The 17,813-nt window shown below is 66.6% G+C and carries 19 protein-coding genes and 1 pseudogene; 9 read left to right on the top strand and 11 right to left on the bottom strand.

Annotation, left to right across the window (positions count from 1 at the left end):
* The first annotated feature begins 146 nt into the window (after positions 1–146).
* The 5 genes and pseudogenes from G6N13_RS12500 (at position 147) to G6N13_RS12485 (ending at position 2,923) form a co-directional block, all read left to right on the top strand.
* Positions 147–1,208: an NAD(P)H-dependent amine dehydrogenase family protein gene (locus G6N13_RS12500; protein WP_163697412.1), complete on the top strand. Its 1,062-nt coding sequence runs from the start codon at positions 147–149 to the stop codon at positions 1,206–1,208.
* Positions 1,209–1,263: 55 nt separating this feature from the next.
* A pseudogene (locus G6N13_RS26180) lies at positions 1,264–1,311 on the top strand (VOC family protein); the annotation flags it as partial.
* Positions 1,312–1,348: 37 nt separating this feature from the next.
* Positions 1,349–1,540, top strand: a complete 192-nt coding sequence (locus tag G6N13_RS25110; protein ID WP_235677744.1) for a hypothetical protein — start codon at positions 1,349–1,351, stop codon at positions 1,538–1,540.
* Complete coding sequence (locus G6N13_RS12490; protein ID WP_163697409.1) at positions 1,524–2,312, top strand: SDR family NAD(P)-dependent oxidoreductase; 789 nt, start codon at positions 1,524–1,526, stop codon at positions 2,310–2,312. Before G6N13_RS25110 ends, G6N13_RS12490 begins: the two co-directional genes overlap by 17 nt.
* Positions 2,309–2,923 (top strand): TetR family transcriptional regulator, encoded by a 615-nt coding sequence (locus tag G6N13_RS12485; protein WP_163697407.1) that lies wholly within the window; start codon positions 2,309–2,311, stop codon positions 2,921–2,923. The genes G6N13_RS12490 and G6N13_RS12485 overlap by 4 nt, the downstream gene beginning before the upstream one ends.
* On the opposite strand, the gene G6N13_RS12480 is transcribed toward G6N13_RS12485, so the two are convergent.
* The gene (locus G6N13_RS12480) at positions 2,920–4,542 is read right to left on the bottom strand and encodes a carboxylesterase/lipase family protein (protein WP_235677743.1); all 1,623 of its coding nucleotides are present in this window, start codon (positions 4,540–4,542) and stop codon (positions 2,920–2,922) included. The two genes, G6N13_RS12485 and G6N13_RS12480, sit on opposite strands and share 4 nt — an antisense overlap.
* A gap of 139 nt (positions 4,543–4,681) precedes the next feature.
* On the opposite strand from G6N13_RS12480, the gene G6N13_RS12475 reads away from it, so the two are divergent.
* A complete protein-coding gene (locus G6N13_RS12475; RefSeq protein WP_163697405.1) occupies positions 4,682–5,932 on the top strand; it encodes a cytochrome P450 in 1,251 nt (416 codons plus the stop codon).
* Here the strand turns inward: G6N13_RS12475 and G6N13_RS12470 are convergent.
* The 8 genes from G6N13_RS12470 to mftA form a co-directional block, all read right to left on the bottom strand.
* Entirely contained in the window at positions 5,898–6,548 is a 651-nt protein-coding gene (locus G6N13_RS12470; RefSeq protein ID WP_163697403.1) for a TetR/AcrR family transcriptional regulator, read from the bottom strand. The two genes, G6N13_RS12475 and G6N13_RS12470, sit on opposite strands and share 35 nt — an antisense overlap.
* Positions 6,549–6,648: 100 nt before the next feature.
* Entirely contained in the window at positions 6,649–8,085 is a 1,437-nt protein-coding gene (gene mftG / locus G6N13_RS12465; RefSeq protein ID WP_163697401.1) for a mycofactocin dehydrogenase MftG, read from the bottom strand.
* A gap of 4 nt (positions 8,086–8,089) precedes the next feature.
* Positions 8,090–9,502: a mycofactocin biosynthesis glycosyltransferase MftF gene (gene mftF / locus G6N13_RS12460; protein ID WP_163697399.1), complete on the bottom strand. Its 1,413-nt coding sequence runs from the start codon at positions 9,500–9,502 to the stop codon at positions 8,090–8,092.
* Entirely contained in the window at positions 9,499–10,242 is a 744-nt protein-coding gene (gene mftE, locus G6N13_RS12455; RefSeq protein ID WP_163697396.1) for a mycofactocin biosynthesis peptidyl-dipeptidase MftE, read from the bottom strand. Before mftE ends, mftF begins: the two co-directional genes overlap by 4 nt.
* Before the next feature lie 138 nt (positions 10,243–10,380).
* Positions 10,381–11,562, bottom strand: a complete 1,182-nt coding sequence (gene mftD, locus G6N13_RS12450; RefSeq protein ID WP_163697394.1) for a pre-mycofactocin synthase MftD — start codon at positions 11,560–11,562, stop codon at positions 10,381–10,383.
* Positions 11,563–11,565: 3 nt separating this feature from the next.
* On the bottom strand, positions 11,566–12,747 hold the full coding sequence (gene mftC, locus G6N13_RS12445) for a mycofactocin radical SAM maturase (RefSeq protein ID WP_163697392.1): 1,182 nt from the start codon (positions 12,745–12,747) through the stop codon (positions 11,566–11,568).
* Entirely contained in the window at positions 12,744–13,058 is a 315-nt protein-coding gene (gene mftB / locus G6N13_RS12440) for a mycofactocin biosynthesis chaperone MftB (RefSeq protein WP_407663724.1), read from the bottom strand. The genes mftC and mftB overlap by 4 nt, the downstream gene beginning before the upstream one ends.
* A gap of 2 nt (positions 13,059–13,060) precedes the next feature.
* Positions 13,061–13,156, bottom strand: a complete 96-nt coding sequence (gene mftA / locus G6N13_RS12435) for a mycofactocin precursor MftA (protein ID WP_163697390.1) — start codon at positions 13,154–13,156, stop codon at positions 13,061–13,063.
* Positions 13,157–13,248: 92 nt separating this feature from the next.
* Here mftA and mftR point away from each other — a divergent pair, with 92 nt between their 5' ends.
* Positions 13,249–13,866: a mycofactocin system transcriptional regulator MftR gene (gene mftR / locus G6N13_RS12430; RefSeq protein ID WP_163697388.1), complete on the top strand. Its 618-nt coding sequence runs from the start codon at positions 13,249–13,251 to the stop codon at positions 13,864–13,866.
* A 49-nt stretch (positions 13,867–13,915) separates the two neighbouring features.
* Here mftR and G6N13_RS12425 read toward each other — a convergent pair whose 3' ends face one another.
* Both G6N13_RS12425 and G6N13_RS12420 read right to left on the bottom strand, forming a co-directional pair.
* Positions 13,916–15,103: an NAD(P)/FAD-dependent oxidoreductase gene (locus G6N13_RS12425; RefSeq protein ID WP_163697386.1), complete on the bottom strand. Its 1,188-nt coding sequence runs from the start codon at positions 15,101–15,103 to the stop codon at positions 13,916–13,918.
* A gap of 57 nt (positions 15,104–15,160) precedes the next feature.
* Positions 15,161–15,607 (bottom strand): Rv2324 family transcriptional regulator, encoded by a 447-nt coding sequence (locus G6N13_RS12420; RefSeq protein ID WP_163697384.1) that lies wholly within the window; start codon positions 15,605–15,607, stop codon positions 15,161–15,163.
* 121 nt (positions 15,608–15,728) lie between these two features.
* Between G6N13_RS12420 and ddaH the strand changes: the two genes are divergently transcribed.
* Both ddaH and rocD read left to right on the top strand, forming a co-directional pair.
* Positions 15,729–16,574: a dimethylargininase gene (ddaH, locus tag G6N13_RS12415; RefSeq protein ID WP_163697383.1), complete on the top strand. Its 846-nt coding sequence runs from the start codon at positions 15,729–15,731 to the stop codon at positions 16,572–16,574.
* The gene (rocD, locus tag G6N13_RS12410; RefSeq protein WP_163697381.1) at positions 16,571–17,803 is read left to right on the top strand and encodes an ornithine--oxo-acid transaminase; all 1,233 of its coding nucleotides are present in this window, start codon (positions 16,571–16,573) and stop codon (positions 17,801–17,803) included. The genes ddaH and rocD overlap by 4 nt, the downstream gene beginning before the upstream one ends.
* The last annotated feature ends 10 nt before the right edge of the window (positions 17,804–17,813 follow it).

The following is a 17,813-nucleotide window of genomic DNA, read 5'->3' as shown; positions in this document are numbered from 1 at the left end:
ATCCCTGCTCTGGCTGCTCAGCGCGGTCGGAACGGCTCATCCCGAGCACTACAACGGCAGCGCTTCGGGCACTGCACCGCCACAGCCGAGGCCAAGAATGGGAATACTTATGACAGCTACTGCCATATCGGCATAAGGTGCCAACTATGTATCGAGTGATCCAGTGGGCGACCGGCGGCGTAGGTAAAGCAGCAATCCAAGGGGTGCTCCGGCACCCTGAACTTGAGCTCGTCGGCTGCTGGGTGCACAGCGCCGACAAGCACGGCAAAGACGTCGGTGAACTCATCGGGGAAGAGCCGCTCGGAGTCGCCGCGACGACCGATATCGACGAATTGCTGGCGCTGGACGCCGACTGCGTCATGTACTCCCCGATGCTGCCCGACGATCAGGTCGTCGCGAAGATCCTGCGCTCCGGCAAGAATGTGGTGACCCCGGTCGGCTGGGTCTACCCGGACCGCGAGAACTCAGCGGTGCAGGCGCTCGAAGAGGCGTGCGTGGCAGGCAACGCCACCCTGCACGGTTCCGGGATCCATCCCGGCGGCATCACCGAGCGCTTCCCGCTGATGATCTCCGGGCTGACGGCGGCGATCACCCATGTGCGGGCCGAAGAGTTCTCCGACATCCGGACCTACAACTCACCCCTGGTGGTGCGCGAGGTGATGGGATTCGGCCTGACTCCCGAACAAGCGATGAGCGGGCCCATGGCCACCCTGCTGGAGGCTGGGTTCAAACAGTCGGTGCGGATGGTCGCCGACGAACTGGGCTTCCGCTCGGAGCCGCGCATCCGGTCCACCCAGGAGGTGGCCGTCGCAGTCACCGGAACCGACGAGCTCGTCGTTCCGATGGAAGCGGGCACCGTGGCCGCCCGCCGGTTCAAGTGGCAGGCCATCGTCGACGACAAACCCGTCGTGACCGCCGCGGTCAACTGGCTGATGTGCGACGTGGAGCTCGACCCGCCGTGGACGATCGGCGAGAAGGGCGAACGCTTCGAGGTGGAGGTCACCGGCGATCCCGACGTCTTACTGACGTTCAAGGGACTGCAACCGGAAACCGTCGCCGAAGGTCTCGAGCGCAACCCTGGCGTCGTGGTGACGGCCAACCACTGCATCAGCGCCATTCCCCTTGTCTGCGAGGCCGGCCCCGGTATCAAGACCTATCTCGATCTGCCGATGATCACCGGGCGCGCCGCCCCCGACCTGGCCAGGTGACCGCGGAACCCCTTGGCGACCTTCGCTTTAGCCATGTGGTGGTCGGGTCACCGATATGGACCGGGCGCTGCAGTTCTACCGCGGATTGCTCGGCATGGATGTGCTGTTCGACCAGACTCTGTCGGGCGAATCGTTCGACCATGCGCTTGGCGGCGGCGACGGGAACCAGGGCCGGCCGGGAAGCGGGTTACGAGCCCGACCAGGTGCCGTTCGAGATCGCCGGGGTAGGCATGTTCTTCGTCAAGGATCCCGACGGCACCGCGGTGGAGTTCATCGAATTCCTCGGTGCCGCACAAACATCGGAGGAGTTACATCGTGGCCCCGCACACTGACTACAGTTATTGGCATCCGGGTTCACTGACCGGGGTGCGGGTGATCGTGACCGGCGCCGCGCGGGGCGTGGGCAAGGGCATCACCACGGCGCTGCTCGAGCGCGGGGCGTCGGTGCTGCTGGTCGATCGTGATCCGTCGGTGGCCGCTGTCGCCGCGGACTTCAACGCCGCCGGGCGAGCCCGCGCGCTGGTGGCCGACTTGTGCGACCGCTCCAGCTATCAGCACATCGTCGATGAGGCGGTGGGGGTGTTGGGTGGCATCGACGCGTTGATCAACAACGCGATCGCCACCAACGAACCCAAGCTGTTCACCGACATCAACCACGACGACTTCGACCTGGTATTTGACACCGGACCGCGGGCCACATTGTTCTTGATGCAGGCCGCCTATCCGGTGCTCAAGGCCGGCGGTGGCGGGTGCATCGTGAACTTCGGTTCCGGGGCCGGTACAGCCGGCCAGAAGACGTTCGGCGCCTACGCCGGATCCAAGGAAGCGATCCGGGGCATCTCCAAAGTCGCTGCCCTGGAATGGGGTAAAGACAATATCCGAGTCAACGTGGTGTGCCCCCTGGCCCAATCCGACGGCGTAGCCGGATGGAGCGACGAATTCCCCGAGGTGTACCACAAGGTCGTCAAGAGCATCCCACTACGCCGAATGGGCGACACGCATACCGATATCGCACCGCTGGTGGCCTTCCTGGTCAGCCCCGACGCGTCGTTCCTGACCGCGCAGACCATCCACGTCGACGGCGGCGCGGGAACCTACCGGTGACCACCCCGCCCGCGCAACGGCCACCGACACTGCGTGACCGGCAGCGGGCGCAGGTGCGCGCCGACATCCACGCCGCGGCGTATCGGCTTTTCGCTGCACGGGGATTCGGCAACGTCACCACCGACGACATCGCCGCGGAGGCATCGGTGTCGCCGCGGACGTTCTTCCGGCACGTGGCCACCAAGGAGGACCTCCTGCTGGGATCGGTGCAGCGCGGGAATGCCGCGATCGCCTCGCTGCTGACGCGCCGCCCGGCCGGTGAGCCGCCCGACGTGGCATTGGCCGCCGCGATCGTGAATCGGGTGGATTCCTTCGACGATGGCGACCTGGAGAGCTGGCGGGCGGCCATCCTCACCGCGCCCGAACTGCTGGAGCGGGCGACGCTGTTGTCCGCGGCCGACCGCGAACAGATGGTTGCGCTGGTGGCCGCGCGCATGGGTGTGCACCCAGCTCAGGACACCCGGCCCGGACTTCTGGTCCAACTATCTTTCGCTGCAGCCGATTTCGCATTCCAACAGTGGGTCCGCGGGCACCTTCCTCATCGCCGGCCGCTGGCATCGGACGTGGCCGAAGCGCTGGCCGTCGTTGCCCATCCGCGCTGGGCTGGTTAGCGGGTCCCCTTCAGCGTTGCCCAGAACGCGCAATTGTGGTGCGCGCTGAAATCTTCGGTGATCGTCAGCTGCGGTGTCTGCAACGACATCCGCTTCGCGGATCCGTCCGCGCCGAATTGTGGCCAGTCCGGCAGTCCGGCTACTTCGGGCTTGCCGTCCTTCACGAATTGGCTCCAGTACGCGACCATCTTGTCGGACAGCTCGCGCTGCGCCGGATTGAGCGGCGGAGCACCACCGACGTCGAACAGGTACCGCAACTCCAGTGAGTGGCTCGCCCCGACAGCGAACGGCACGGCGCGCAACGGATCTGGGGCGGGCGCAGTTCGGTCGTTGAACTCGTAGGCGTACACGGGGTTGGTGTGCGCCAGTCCGGACGTGAGCCTGTCTGTGGGGCAAGCGAATAGGCTGTCGGTGACCGCCGCGGAGTAGGCCAGGCCATCATTGCCCCCGAACCCGTCGAGGGGGTAGTGCGCGGCCACCGCAGGCGCATCGGGACCGAACGTGTCAGACAGCAGTTTCGGATACGGCGGCAGCCCATGGTCTTTGAGATATTGAAGGGCGGCGAACATCGCGAACTCGTCGCCGTTGCTGCCGATCAGCACGGGTATCCGGGGCATTCGGCTCAGAGCGGCTTCGGTCATCGGATCCACGGGGAGGCGGTCGGTTCCGGTAACCGGCCCGGTGAGCTTGTCGGGACCGAACCCGACATACAGTGGCGCGCTCTGCAATTCTTTCGCCGGCAGCGACCGCAGGCAGGCCGCAACCGCGTCGGGGTCTGAGCATCCGACCTTGGTCGCGTAGTCGGTGCTCACCTTCTGCCCGGTGGCCCGATCGGCTTGCGCCTGACACGGTCCGCTCTGCAGAATCGCCGCCCGGAACAACCCGGCGGAATCCGGTGCGACCAGGTGATCACATACCGACATCGCACCGGCAGACTCCCCCGCGATGGTGACTTTGGTTGGGTCCCCACCGAATTCGGCGATATTGTCGCGCACCCATCGCAGTGCCGCCTGCTGGTCGGCCAGGCCGTAGTTGCCGATGTTGGCATCTGGGCTCAGCGCCGGGTGCGCCAGGAAGCCGAGGGCGCCCAGCCGGTAGTTGACGGTGACGACGACGATATCGCCCTGGGTCGCCATCCAGCGGGCGTCGTAGATGTCGGCGCTGCCGTTGAGGAAGCCCCCGCCGTGAATCCACACCAGCACCGGCTTCTGGCTCGACCGGCTGGCACCGTCGGGGGTCCAGATGTTGAGGTTCAGGCAGTCCTCACCGGTGGGGCGGCCGTAGTCGGGGTCGAAGCTGGTGTCCTGGATGCAGCGCAGCCCCGGTGTGGTGGCATCGCGCTCCCCCGACCACGGTGCGGCCGGCTCCGGGCGCTCCCAGCGCAGCGGTCCCACTGGGGCGGCGGCATACGGAACGCCATCGAACACCCGGTACCCCGGGGCGACGGTACCGCGCACCGCGCCCGCCGCGGTCTGCACCACCGCGGGGCCGGGTTGGGCGACAGGGGCGGGCGGCGGGTGCGTGTCACTCCCGCCCGTGCCGCAGCCGACGAGTAGCCCCAGGCCCAGCAACAGGCCCAATGCGCGCCGAAAGCGTCGGCCACTGGATCGGTCTCGCACGAGATCCGAGCCTACGCGGACACCTACCCGAGTGATGACCTGGGAATTAGCCGAAAAACCTGCCACCTGGCACGATCGTGGCCGAAACTAGAAACCTGACACCCGTCAAGTTTCTGGGAGCACGGAGCAAGGAGACCCGATGAGCGCACGGATCATGGACAAGGCGGCACGCGTTCTGGCCAGCCCAACGGGCTACACCGATGAGAAGAGGCTGCACGAGTCCCTTGCTCATCTGCGTGCGCACACTCCGGTGTCGTGGGTCGAGGCCGAGGGATACCGCCCGTTCTGGGCGATCACCAAGCATGCCGATGTGATGGACATCGAGCGCCAGAACGACCTGTTCACCAATGACCCGCGCCCGCTCCTGACGATCGCGGCCGCCGACGACGCGTTGCGCGCACAGATGGAAGCCGGGATCGGGCTGCGCACCCTGATCCACATGGACGATCCGCACCACCGCGATATGCGCAAGATCGGGGCGGACTGGTTTCGCCCGAAAGCCATGCGCGCCTTGAAGGCACGCTGTGACGAGCTGGCGAAGATCTACGTCGACAAGATGCTCGAGCAGGGTCCCGAACTGGACTTCGTCCAGGAGATCGCGGTCAAATACCCGCTCTACATCATCCTGACTCTGCTCGGCCTGCCCGAATCCGACTTCCCCCGCATGCTCAAGCTCACCCAGGAGATGTTCGGCGGCGACGACACCGAATTGCAGCGGGGCGGCTCCACCGACGACATGCTCGCGGTGCTGCTCGACTTCTTCAATTACTTCTCCGCCCTGACGGCCTCGCGCCGCGAGCACCCGACCGAGGACCTGACCTCGGCGATCGCGAACGCGACCATCGACGGCCAGCCCCTGTCGGATATGGACACCGCGTCGTACTACGTGATCGTCGCCAGCGCCGGCCACGACACCACCAGCGCCGGAATCGCGGGCGGCCTCCTGGAATTGATTCGCAACCCGGCCGAACTGCAACGGCTCCAGAACGATCCCGGCCTGATGGGCACCGCGGTCGAAGAGATGATCCGCTGCATCGTCCCGGTCAAGGAATTCATGCGCACCGCCCAAGCCGACACCGAAGTCCGCGGCGTCCCGATCGCCAAGGGTGAATCGGTTCTGCTGTCCTATGTTTCAGCCAACCGCGACGAAGAGGTCTTCGACGACCCGATGCGCTTCGACGTCGGCCGCGACCCCAACAAGCACCTGTCGTTCGGCTACGGCGTGCACTTCTGCCTCGGGGCGGCACTGGCCCGCATGGAAATGCACAGCTTCTTCTCCGAACTCGTTCCGCGCATCAACACCATCGAACTGGCCGGCGATCCGGAACTGATGGCCACCACCTTCGTCGGTGGTCTCAAACGCCTGCCGATTCGCTACTCGCTGAAGTGATTTCGCCGACTCGGTGGACGGCCAGGAAGCCGTCCACCGCGGCGCGCGCACACTCGCGATAGTCGAAATCGGCCAGCGTGCTGATCCGGCCGGCCACCAGCGGGCCGATCAGCAACATGATCGCTTGCGCGCGGTCGACGTGGCCAAGTTCTCGTTGCGCGTCGGGACTGTCGAAAATCGCGTCGAACGGTGCGCCGTACTGCTGGGCGACCCGTTCCCGCAGTGTGCGCACCTCAAGGCTGTCGGTGTCGGCGGTACGACCGGGCATGTGCTCCATGTCCGGACCCAGCGCCAGCCAATAGGTGGCCGTCAGCAGCACCGGCGTCCCAGAGATGAGGTCCGCCTGCGCCTGCATCAGTGCGACGAGGCGCTCTCGTAGCGATCCCGACTCCGGTGGCATCGGCGCGGGCGGGATCAAGCTGTGAAACGCGGCGGCCAGCAGATCATTGCCACTGGGGAAATGCCGGTACAGAGTCGCCCTGGCGACGTTGGCGCCACGCGTCACCGCATCGACGGTCACTGCACTGGGGCCGCCCGCGCGCAGTAATGCCGTTGCTGCGTCCAGCAACCGAGCGCGCGAACGCGCAGGTCTGGGGTCGCTGCGTCGGGTCGTCATCGCGCAGAATCCTTCCCTGACATTCCCCAACGTCTAGACATCTTCGCTTGATCTGGCCCGACTAGGGTACCGATTGGCTCCGCCGCCGAGACACAGCAGTTCAGCCGACGAATTCGGCGGCGCGGTGCCCGATCATCGCGATCGTCGCGTGCGGGCCGCGGCCGGTGATACGCGGCAGCACCGAACCGTCGACTACCCATAGGTTCTCGAACCCCCGCAACCGGCACCGCGGGTCGACGACGGCGTGCGCGTCACGATCGTCACCCATCGGGGCAGTGCCGCACAGATGTTGCGACGTCGACCACATCGGTTCGCCGAGTTGGGTTGTGGCACACAACATTTCCGTGGCGAACGTGCAACCCCGCCGCAGTGCGGCCACATCCTCGGGCGCACTGTCGTAGCGGTGTTCGATCAGTGGGGGTACCGCCGGATCAGCCGAAACCAATGTCAGGCGGCCGTGGGCGCGCGGTGCCATCAACGCCACACCCACATGCGGCCAGTCCGGGCGGCCGAGCGTCCCGTCACCCACCATTGCGATGAATCCGCCTGTGTAGGGCCGGATCTCGAGACCGTCGGCAACCAACACCACCTCGAGCACCGGACGCTGCGGGGCGACGGTCCATGTGGCGGACATCACCCATTCCGGATGATCGGAGATCCGCTGCCCCACCGGCAGATTGGCGACCACAGCGACGCCTACAGTGCGGAGGTTCGCGGCAGGCCCGACGCCCGACAACATCAGCAGGTGCGCTGACCCGATGGCTCCCGCCGACAGCACCACCCGGTCGGCCTCGAGGATCGCCGGGCCGTTCGGGCCGAGGATCTCGATACCTACCACCCGCGATCCGGAGATCCGCAGCCGCAGCACTCGCGTGTGGGGCAACACCGTCACGTTGGGCCGGGCGGCGGCGGGTTCCAGGAATGCTGCGCCAGGGCCGGTGCGGACGCCGTCGACGATGTTCAGCGGTACCGCGCCGATTCCAGGCGGGGAGTTCTCGCCGGCCGGCTCCGCGTTGAGGTCGGGTAGCCAGCGCAGACCGGCCGCCTGGGCAGCCTCGACGAACGATGCAGTGCTGCCGACGAATTCATGGGTTCGCCGGATCGCAATCGGCCCCCCATCGGCTCGATCCGGGAAGTCGAGATCGGTCTGGATGGCTCGGTAGTGCGCCTCGACCTCCGCCCAGGACCAGCCAGGCACACCGGGACCGTCGAAGTCCACCGGCAGCGCCCGACAGAAGTACCCGCCGTTGACCGCACCGGACCCCCCGACCGTCATGCCCCGCACGATGTCGGCACCGCGCGGGGGCTGGGCAGTCAGCTCCGTCCGGTAGCGCTGGACCAGCGGGCTGGCCGCCCCGATCGGCAGCTGAAGGCCGTTGTGAGTGAGGCCGCGCACGCCGGGGTCGTCGGGGCCCGGTCCGGCTTCCACCACGGTGACCCGGCAGGCTGAATCGGCCGAGAGGCGTTCGGCCAGCACCGATCCCGCACTACCGGCACCGACGATCAGAACGTCGCTGGGCGTGTTGTGACCGATCACCAAGTCAGGTTTTGATCTGCGGCATCAGCGGCCGCAACGTGCGCTCGCGGATTACACCCGTCCACAGGCCGGCGCCATAGGCAAGATCGTCGAGACGTTTGAGGAGCACGTAGGCGAACAGGCCGATCGGTTTGCCCTCGACGTCACTGCTGCGATTACGGATGATCCAGTCCTGCACTCCGTCGAGCACCGCGGCCACCAGGATCGCGTGCCGACACCGGCGCGAGAGCACGGCAGCCACCAGGGCCAGCGGCCAGTAGTGCCGGCAGATCGCCGCTGACAGCTGGAGCGCGGCGGCACCGATCCCGCGTAGTGCCAGGATCACCACGGCGGAGATCCCGGCATCGGTGTCCTTCATCGCCTTGGCCGTCCTGCGGGTGGCAACGCCGGCGAAAACCAGGGAGGCCAGATAACCCGAGGCCGACCCCAGCGCCATCAGCAACCACACCAGCAAGCTCCATGCCGAGATCACCACCGGCGCCATCTTGTCCGGGTGGCGGATCGACAACGGCGCAGCAGAGCTGCCATAGAAAGCCTTGCGGCCCAGCCATGCTCGCATCTCCGTGCGGTGTTCGTGGGCGACCAGCGCAATCGGCTCGTAGCGCAGCCGGGAGCCGGACTCGATGAGCCGCCAGCATAGGTCGACGTCCTCACCCGACGGCAGCGTCTCGTCGAACCCGCCCAATTCCAGTAGTGCCGCCCGCCGGCAGATGATCGCCGCACTGGGTACATAGGACACCGGGCCATAGGGCATTACCGGCGCCTCCCGCCCGCCGAGGTCCAGTGACGACCGGACCGCTTCATAGCGGGCGATCAGTTGATCGCTGTGACCGAGTCCCACGATGCGGGGAGCGACCAGGGCGGCCGCGGGGTCGCAGAAGTGGCCGAGCAGCGCCTCCAGCCAGCCCCGGCGTGGCACCACATCGGAGTCCAGGAACGCGACGAAATCTGTTGTGCAGGAAGCCAGCCCGGTGTTTCGGGCCGCGGCGGGCCCCTTGCTGCGGGGGTGTCGCAGGATCTCGATCTCGCAGCGCGCACCGGTGAAATCGCTCGGGTGAACCGGTGTCTGCGAACCATCATCGACAACGACGACGCGCATCCCCCGTAGCGACATCACTAGGCGGTCGAGCCCAAACGGGTTGTCGCGGACCGGGATCACGACGGTGACGTCACGATGTGACGGCCCGCCCGCCGGGCGCGGATGCGCGACGGTCGCGTCGAGGAGGGTGCGGGCTAGCTGGGCGCTCACGGCGTCGCGGACCTCGAGGCGGCCGCCGTCGAGCAAAACCTGGGCGGCCGGCGCCAGACGCAGCAACCGGGTCGGTGAGCCGCCGAGCAAGGCCGAACCTTCGGCGAGTGTGCGCACTCGTCGGTCGACCTGCACGGCAAACCCGTCAGGCAGCCGGGGCTGAGTCATGTCAGCATCCCGTCATCGGCCGGGCACCATCGATCAACACGACGAGAACACTCCGCGACCATCTGCTCGAAGATACGAGCGCCCTCCCCCGGGGTCGCCGTCGTCGGGTCACCCAACACACCCACCTCACTCACCGCGGCCACCCCCCCGTGCCGCATCTGGTCCAAAAGGGTAGCCAGTGGAGCCCGGTTCCCGCTACACCACGCGTCGGTGCGCACGTCGGCCGGTGAAATATGCAGTAGTACAGACGTTTCCGTGTGTCCCGCGTGGGCGTCGCCGCCTTCGGCGACACACGGGCACCAGGTCGCGTCGCGACCTTCGGCCCGCAGGCGGCGCACCGCCGCGCGCATCGCCTCGAGGTTGCCGCCGTGCCCGTTGACGAACACCAGCCGTCGAGCCCAGCCGCATGCTGACCGCCCGTACTCGATGAGCACAGAGGTCAGCACCTCGGTGCCGATCGACACCGTTCCGGGGAAGCCCTGGTGCTCTCCTGACGCGCCATAGGCGACCGCGGGCGCGAGCAGGTACTGATCAGGATCAGAACGGTTGAGCACCTCGGTCGCGGTGCGCGACACCGCGGTGGCGATCCGGGTGTCGGTGTCCAGCGGCAGGTGCGGACCGTGCTGCTCGGTCGAGCCTACCGGGATCACGATCGTGAGCGAGGTGTCGCGAAGTTGACTCGATGTCGAGTTGCCCAGCTCGCTCCGAAAAGCCACGCGGTGATGGTAGGCCGAATTCACCTGCTGTGCGCCAATTGTTGGAGGAGAAGACGGACTTCTTTCGCATTCGGAACCGGTGGACCCGCCCGGGGCGTTCACCGTCGTCCCGTCCGTCACGCCAGCACCACAACCTCACTCACGCCGGACTCAGCGCACGTCCTACTTCGGCACGCCGAGAGCCCGCACGAAGTCGTCCGGCATCAAGATGTCCTCGGCTGTCAGATCGTGGATCGACGCCTTCCCGAGTCCCCGCAGGGCCGAGTCAATGCCCCCGGACAAGATGTCGAGGACATTTTCCACACCGGCCTGCCCGTTGGCGGCCAGGCCCCACAGGTAGGCGCGGCCGATCATCACCGCGCGGGCACCGAGCGCCAGCGCCTTGATCACATCGCTGCCGCGGCGCACACCGCCATCGAGAAGTACCTCGACCTGGTCACCGACGGCCGCCGAGATGGCCGGCAGCGCGCGGATCGAGGCCGGCGTGCCGTCGAGATTGTTGCCGCCGTGGTTGGACACCGAGATCGCTGAAACACCGGCATCGACAGCGCGTTTGGCGTCGTCGACACGCATGACACCCTTGAGCATGAATGGCCCGCCCCACAGCTCACACAGCCAGGCGATATCTTCCCAGGTGGGCGGCGGCGTCCCCATCCACTGGCCGTAGGCGTCGAAGAACGGCGGACCGGGCTCGCCCTTGGCCGCCTGATTCGGCACAGACAGCGCCGGCGGCCGCAGCGTCTTGGCCCACTGCAGGAACCACCCTGGCCGTGTGATGGCCTCCGGGCTCATCTTGACCATGGTCTTGAGATCCATCTTTTCCGGGATCTTCGGACTGCCCCAGTCGCGCCCGTGGCTGAAGCTCCAGTCGGTGGTCACGATGAGGCCGACGGCCCCGGCCGCCCGGGCCCGCTCGGCGCGGGCGGCGATCGCGTCCCGATCACCCAGCCAATAGATCTGGAAGAACGTCTTCGGGTTGGCCGCGACGACCTCTTCGATCGGCTTGCTGGCAAACGAGGACAGACCCATCGCGGTGTTGCGGGCCGCCGCCGCACGGGCCACCGCCACCTCGCCGTCGGGGTGCACCGCCTGCACACCGGTCGGAGAGATCAGAACGGGCAGCGAAACCTCTTGGCCCATGACAGTAGTTGCCATGTCCCGCTTTTCGAGGGCGCCGATGACGTGCGGCGCAAAGCCGAGCTCGTTGAACGCCTCGTTGTTGCCGTTGACGGTGAGCCCCTTCTCACTGCCACCGATGAGGGCGCCGTAGGCAGATTTGGGGAGCCGCTTCTTCGCGCGTGCCTGCGCGATGGCGACTGTTTCGAACCAGGTGTCGCGTGCCATTGCTTAGATCGGACTTTCGTTGCAGGGCTTGGCCGGTGGCCGAGTAGACAGGGTCAGCATGATCGGCTTGCCGCGGGAATGGTCGGCGCTGGGGCGGGGCTTGTCGCGCTCTCGTGTCAGGGCAGGCACTCCGTAGCCTTGGACGCACTCCGGGTCGGGGCCGTCGAGCGGCAGACCGGTGAAGAACTTCGCGGCCATGCAGCCACCGCGGCAGGCGTCGTAGTGCCCACAGCTGCCGCAGGCGCCGGCCGACTGCGGCTCGCGCAGCTCAGTGAACAGCGGCGAATACTTCCACACATCGGAAAAGCGGGTGCCAAAACCTTCCTCTCGCACCACATTTCCGGCCAGGAAGCGGTCGTGGATGGCGAACGGGCAGGCGTAGACGTCACCGACGGGGTCGATCAGGCACACCACCCGGCCGGCACCGCACATGTTCAGGCCTGCCAGCGCGCCAGGGGCGCCGAGGCCGGACAGGTGGAAGAACGAGTCGCCGGTCAGCACGCCTTCGCCCCTGGCCACCAGCCAGTCGTAGAGCGTCACCTGTTGCGCGGGAGTGGGGTGCAGTTCGTCCCAGACATCGGCCCCGCGCCCGGACGGGCGAAGACGGGTGATGCGCAGGGTGGCGCCGTAGCGGTCGGCGAGGTCCTTGAAGTCATCGAGCTGGTCCACATTGTGGCGGGTGACGACCACCGAGATCTTGGCGTCTGTGAATCCCGCGGCAGCCAGGTTCGCCAGCGCCCGGGTGGCCATATCGAAGGAGCCCGGACCGCGGACGGCGTCGTTGACTTCCGCGGTGGCGCCGTCCAGCGAGATCTGCACGTCGACGTAATCACTGGCGGCCAGCCGTTGCGCCACCTCCGGGGTGATGCGCACGCCGTTGGTAGAGAACTTGACGCCGACGTGATGGGCGGTCGCGTAGTCGACCAGCTCCCAAAAATCCGGTCGCACCGTGGGTTCGCCGCCGCCAATATTGACATAGAACACCTGCATGCGCTCGAGCTCGTCGATGATGTCCATGCACTGCCGGGTCGACAGCTCGCGGGGATCGCGCTTGCCCGAGGAGGACAGGCAGTGCACGCACGCCAGGTTGCAGGCGTAGGTCAGCTCCCAGGTCAGGCAGATCGGCGCGTCGAGGCCGCTCTCGAACTGCTCGATCAACCGGGGTACCGGTGCCACCGAAGTCATTGGGAATCCTTGGGAATCAACATGTTCGAGGTCACCAGCACGCTCAAGGCATGCAGATAGGGCGCCTCGTCGGGCTCGTCGACCCCGGCGGCCCGCAGAGCGGAGCGCGCGTCGGGGTGTTCGGACAGCGAGTTCACGACGGCCAGGATGGTGCGGTTCTTCAAGAACGACAGCTTCCTGGTGCCGAAGTGGTATAGCAGTGCGCCGAAAGGCTCCGGGCGCACGGCCACCTGCGGATGTAGGCGCCAGCTGAGTGCCGGGTCGAAGTCCGACCCGGCCACAGCTGGATCGCCCACAGCGTGGGCGGGCACGGTCAGTAGACCCCGCACATCCCGTCGATGGAGACCTCTTCGACCAGCGTCTCGGTCACCAATTCGGTTTCGGTCTCACTTGTGTGGCTCGGCTCCATGAAAAGCACCCTTTCGTCGGCCAGGTTCTCGACAATTGTGATCGAGGTCGCAAGAATATGGCATCGAGTGCCGAAAAGGAAGGGGTGGGTCGATGACAAGTGGCTCTGCGGGTTCAGGTGGGGCCCGCGTGGGCCGGCGCCGATCCACCACTGGGGGCCACATCACCGACGTCGCGCTCGACCTGTTCGCGAACTACGGGTTCGGTTCGGTGAGCGTCGACGATGTGGCCCAGGCATCGGGCATCGCCCGGCGCACGCTGTTTCGCTACTACCCGTCGAAAAACGCCATCCCCTGGGGCGACTTCGACGCGCATTTGCAGCACTTCCGCGACCTGTTCGACGCGTTAGACGAGGACGAACCCATCGGCGCTGGGCTGCGCTCAGCCTTGCTGGCGTTCAACACTTTTGACGAGTCCGAGACCGAACGACACCGCCAGCGAATGCGGGTGATCCTGCAGACCGCGGAGCTGCAAGCCCACTCGATGACCATGTACGCAGGCTGGCGCGGTGTCGTGGCGGACTTCGTGGCCGCACGCACCGGCGGCACTCCGGGCGACCTGATCCCCCAGTCGGTCGCCTGGCTGATGCTCGGCGTCGCGTTATCGGCCTACGAGTACTGGCTGGCCAACGAGTCAGTGCCACTGCCCCAGGCGCTCGGTGACGCCTTCGACGTCGTCGCGCACGGGCTCGACGACCTCGACGGGGACTGATTTCGGCGCAGTTTCGTGCGCTGAGCGCTCGGGAGCGCGCCGAAATCACTCAGGACGCGGGGAGCACGTCGGCGATCGGCGCGCCGGCCGCGATCTTGGCGCGCGTCTTCATGACCTTGCCGGGCATACCGCCGCCGACCACCCCGGCGACCACGCCGTCGCGCTCGTAGAACGCCAGGAACTTGCGGCCGTCGTCCTCGACGATGTGCACGACGTCGGTGGCCTCCGGCTCGCCCAGGCACTGGATCTTGACGTCGTACTGGTCGCTCCAGAAGTACGGCACCACGATCAGCGATGGTGCCTCCAGACCCAGCATCGACGGCACGATGACCCGGGCCTGCTCGGCAACATTGCTCCAATGTTCAACGCGGGCTTGATGTCCCGTGGCATCACGCCACGACGCGACGTCACCGAGCGCCCAAACTCCTGCGGCGCTGGTCCGGCCGGCCGAATCGCACACGACACCGTTGTCGACCTCCACGCCACTGCCCGCCAGCCAGTCGGTCGCCGGACGCGACCCGATACCGACCACCACCAGGTCGGCATGCAGCTCGGTGCCGTCGGACAGCACGACCGCACTCACGTGGCCGTTCTCGCCGCGCACCTCGGCCACGCCGATACCGGTGCGGACGTCCACCCCTTCAGCGCGATGCAGCCGAGCCACCAGGTTTCCGACCTGTTCACCGAGCACCGAGGCCAGCGGCGACGGCTGCGGCTCCACCAGAACCACGTCGACGCCGAGCTTGCGCAGGCTCGCCGCGACCTCACACCCGATGAAGCCGGCACCGATGATCACGGCGTGGCGAGCCGACGCGGCGTGGGTGCGCAGCGCCAGCGCTTCGTCGAAGGTCCGCAGCACCCGGATACCCTCCAGGTCCGGGAACGACGGAATGCGCTTGGGCACCAAGCCGGTCGCGATCACCAGCTCGCCGTAGCCCAGCACCGCCCCGTCGGCCAGGGTCACCGTCTGGGCGGCCGTGTCCAGCGACACCACCGCACTGCCCAACCGCAGGGTGATGTCGTTCTCGGTGTAGAACTCGGCCGGCTTGAGCGTGACATCGTCGAGGTCGGCGTGCAGCACGTCCTTCGACAGCGGCGGGCGGTCATAGGGCAGGTGCGCCTCATCGCTGACGATGGTGACCGGACCGGTGTATTCCGCCTTGCGCAACTGTTCGGCGGCCCTGGTGGCAGCCAGCCCTCCGCCGACGATGACAATCCCATTTTCGCTCGTGCTCACGTTGGCTTTCTTACACGATCACCGCCGCGAAGTGCGCGCCAGCCTGCGGTTGAGCAGTTACGCCGGTGACCGGTCGATGAGGTTGGACAACACCACGATGCTCTCGCTTCGTTCGATATCGGCACTGGACCGGATCCGTTCCAGTGCGGCCTCCAGGTGCCGCATGTCGCGGGCCAGCACGTGCAGGATGGCGTCGGCGGTACCGGTCACGGTGGCGGCGCTGATGATCTCGGGGATGTCAATCCAGGCCGCGCGCAACTGATCCGGCGCAATCGTGCCGTGGCAGTAGACCTGAACGTAGGCCTCGGTGTTCCAGCCCAATGCACTGCGATCGATGACCGTGGTGAAGCCGCGAATGACCCCGTTGTCCAGCATCCGGTCGACGCGGCGCTTGACGGCGGGCGCCGACAGGTTCACCCGTGCGCCGATCTCAGCGAACGTGGCACGAGCATGCTCGGCGAGCTCGGCGAGGATGCGCTCATCGGTCTCATCCAGCCGGTCCATCGACAACTCTCCCTCGCGCACAATAAATCAACACAATGTTGGCCCTCACGCAACAAATCCATCATAGACACGCAATGACTATTGATTGATTGCGTCCAGGTGCCCTTCTATCGTTGTTTTCATGACGATATCCCCAGATGTCGCCGCCGAGGCCACGAGGACACCGCGCAGCCAGCGACTTCGCCACTACGCCATGACCCCGCCGACGTTTTTTGCCGTCGAGTACGCCATCAACCCGTGGATGGACACCAGCACCCCGGTCGACGTCGCCCGCGCCGTCGACCAATGGCAGACCCTGCGCGACACGTACCGCCGCCTCGGCCACACCGTCGACATCGTCGAGCCGGTCCCCGGGCTGCCGGACATGGTCTACGCCGCCAACGCCGGTCTGATCATCAACGGCACGGCGATCGTCGCCCAGTTCAAGCACGCCGAACGGCAGGGCGAATCGGCCGCCTATGCGGCGTGGATGGGCCAGCACGGACACCGCCCTGTCGCCACCCGTCACGTTAACGAGGGTCAGGGCGATCTTCTGGTCGTCGGATCAACCATTTTGGCCGGCACTGGTTTTCGCACGCAGCCGCAGGCGCATACCGAGGTGGCCGCGATCACCGGTATGCCGGTGGTCTCGCTGGAACTCGTCGATCCGCGCTTCTACCACCTCGATACCGCGCTGACAGTGCTCGACGACACCACGATCGCCTACTACCCGCCCGCCTTCACCGCCGCGGCCCGTAGCCGGCTGCGCGGACTCTTTCCCGAGGCCATCGAAGTCGCGAGCACCGATGCCTACGTCTTGGGCCTCAACGCGGTCTCCGACGGAAAGCATGTCGTCTACCCCGCCCAGGCCGCCGGATTCGCCGAACAGCTCTACCACGCGGGTTTCCACCCGATCGGTGTCGACCTCGCCGAGCTGCTCAAGGGTGGTGGCTCGGTCAAATGTTGCACGCTGGAGGTGTTTTCATGACCATGGCCGACACAGCAAAGGACTTGACCCAGGCCGCCATCGCAGTCGACAACACCTATGCCGCCCACAACTATTCGCCGCTGCCGGTGGTGGCCGCCAGCGCCCGTGGGGTGTGGATCACTGATGTGGAGGGGCGCCGCTATCTCGACTGTCTGGCCGCTTACTCGGCGGTCAATTTCGGCCACCACAACGACGAGATCATCGCCGCCGCCCATCGACAGCTCGATGCGGTGACGCTGGTGAGCCGGGCGTTCCACTCCGATCAGCTCGGTCCGTTCTGCGCGGCGCTGGCCGGACTGTGCGGCAAAGACATGGTGCTGCCGATGAATAGCGGTGCCGAGGCGGTGGAGAGCGGACTCAAAGTGGCCCGCAAGTGGGGTGCCGACGTCAAGGGCATCCCCCACGATATGGCCAATATCATTGTGGCGGACAACAACTTCCATGGTCGTACGATCAGCATCGTCAGCTTCTCCTCCGATGCCACCGCCCGTGCCGGATTCGGGCCCTTCACGCCCGGATTTCGGTCGGTACCGTTTGGTGACGCCGACGCCGTCGCAGCGGCCATCGACGAAAACACGGTCGCGGTCCTCATCGAGCCGATCCAGGGTGAGGCCGGAATCATCGTTCCACCCGACGATTACCTGCCCCGGCTCCGCGAGTTGTGTACCCAGCGCACTGTGCTGTTGGTCGCCGACGAGATTCAGTCCGGCCTGGCGCGCACTGGTCACACCTTCGCCTGTGACCACTGGGGCGTGGTACCCGACATCTATCTGCTCGGCAAGGCGCTCGGCGGCGGAGTCGTTCCGCTGTCGGCGGTCGTCGCCGACCGCGACATCCTGGGGGTGCTGCACCCGGGTGAGCACGGTTCCACATTCGGCGGCAACCCGCTGGCGGCGGCCATCGGATCCACGGTGATCGAGATCCTGCGGCGCCGCGAATTCCAGTCCCGCTCCGCCGAACTCGGGCTACATCTCCATGCACGGCTGCGGTCACTGATGGGCGCGGGTGTGCTCGCCGTGCGCGGCATGGGACTGTGGGCCGGGGTCGACATCGACACCCGCCTGGGGACCGGTAAACAACTGAGCTTGGCGCTGGCCGAACGAGGGGTGTTGGTCAAGGACACCCACGGCTCGACGCTGCGATTCGCTCCCCCGCTGGTGATCACCGCCGAGGAGATCGACTGGGCTGTTGCGCAGTTTGCAAGCGTGCTGGCCGAGGCAGGCTCATAATCGGCTACAT

It is taken from the genome of Mycolicibacterium sarraceniae, assembly GCF_010731875.1.
GTDB classification, from domain to species: domain Bacteria; phylum Actinomycetota; class Actinomycetes; order Mycobacteriales; family Mycobacteriaceae; genus Mycobacterium; species Mycobacterium sarraceniae.
This window is presented reverse-complemented; position numbering and strand designations above follow the sequence as displayed.

What these genes read in the sequence shown, in the direction of transcription:
- ddaH (WP_163697383.1), top strand. Translation starts at nt 15,729, where the DNA reads ATGACGATATCCCCAGATGTCGCCGCCGAGGCCACGAGGACACCGCGC.
- rocD (WP_163697381.1), top strand. Translation starts at nt 16,571, where the DNA reads ATGACCATGGCCGACACAGCAAAGGACTTGACCCAGGCCGCCATCGCA.
- G6N13_RS12475 (WP_163697405.1), top strand. Translation starts at nt 4,682, where the DNA reads ATGAGCGCACGGATCATGGACAAGGCGGCACGCGTTCTGGCCAGCCCA.
- mftA (WP_163697390.1), bottom strand. Translation starts at nt 13,156, where the DNA reads ATGGAGCCGAGCCACACAAGTGAGACCGAAACCGAATTGGTGACCGAG.
- mftD (WP_163697394.1), bottom strand. Translation starts at nt 11,562, where the DNA reads ATGGCACGCGACACCTGGTTCGAAACAGTCGCCATCGCGCAGGCACGC.
- G6N13_RS12420 (WP_163697384.1), bottom strand. Translation starts at nt 15,607, where the DNA reads ATGGACCGGCTGGATGAGACCGATGAGCGCATCCTCGCCGAGCTCGCC.
- G6N13_RS12500 (WP_163697412.1), top strand. Translation starts at nt 147, where the DNA reads ATGTATCGAGTGATCCAGTGGGCGACCGGCGGCGTAGGTAAAGCAGCA.
- G6N13_RS12470 (WP_163697403.1), bottom strand. Translation starts at nt 6,548, where the DNA reads ATGACGACCCGACGCAGCGACCCCAGACCTGCGCGTTCGCGCGCTCGG.
- G6N13_RS25110 (WP_235677744.1), top strand. Translation starts at nt 1,349, where the DNA reads ATGCGCTTGGCGGCGGCGACGGGAACCAGGGCCGGCCGGGAAGCGGGT.
- mftC (WP_163697392.1), bottom strand. Translation starts at nt 12,747, where the DNA reads ATGACTTCGGTGGCACCGGTACCCCGGTTGATCGAGCAGTTCGAGAGC.
- mftF (WP_163697399.1), bottom strand. Translation starts at nt 9,502, where the DNA reads ATGACTCAGCCCCGGCTGCCTGACGGGTTTGCCGTGCAGGTCGACCGA.
- mftR (WP_163697388.1), top strand. Translation starts at nt 13,249, where the DNA reads ATGACAAGTGGCTCTGCGGGTTCAGGTGGGGCCCGCGTGGGCCGGCGC.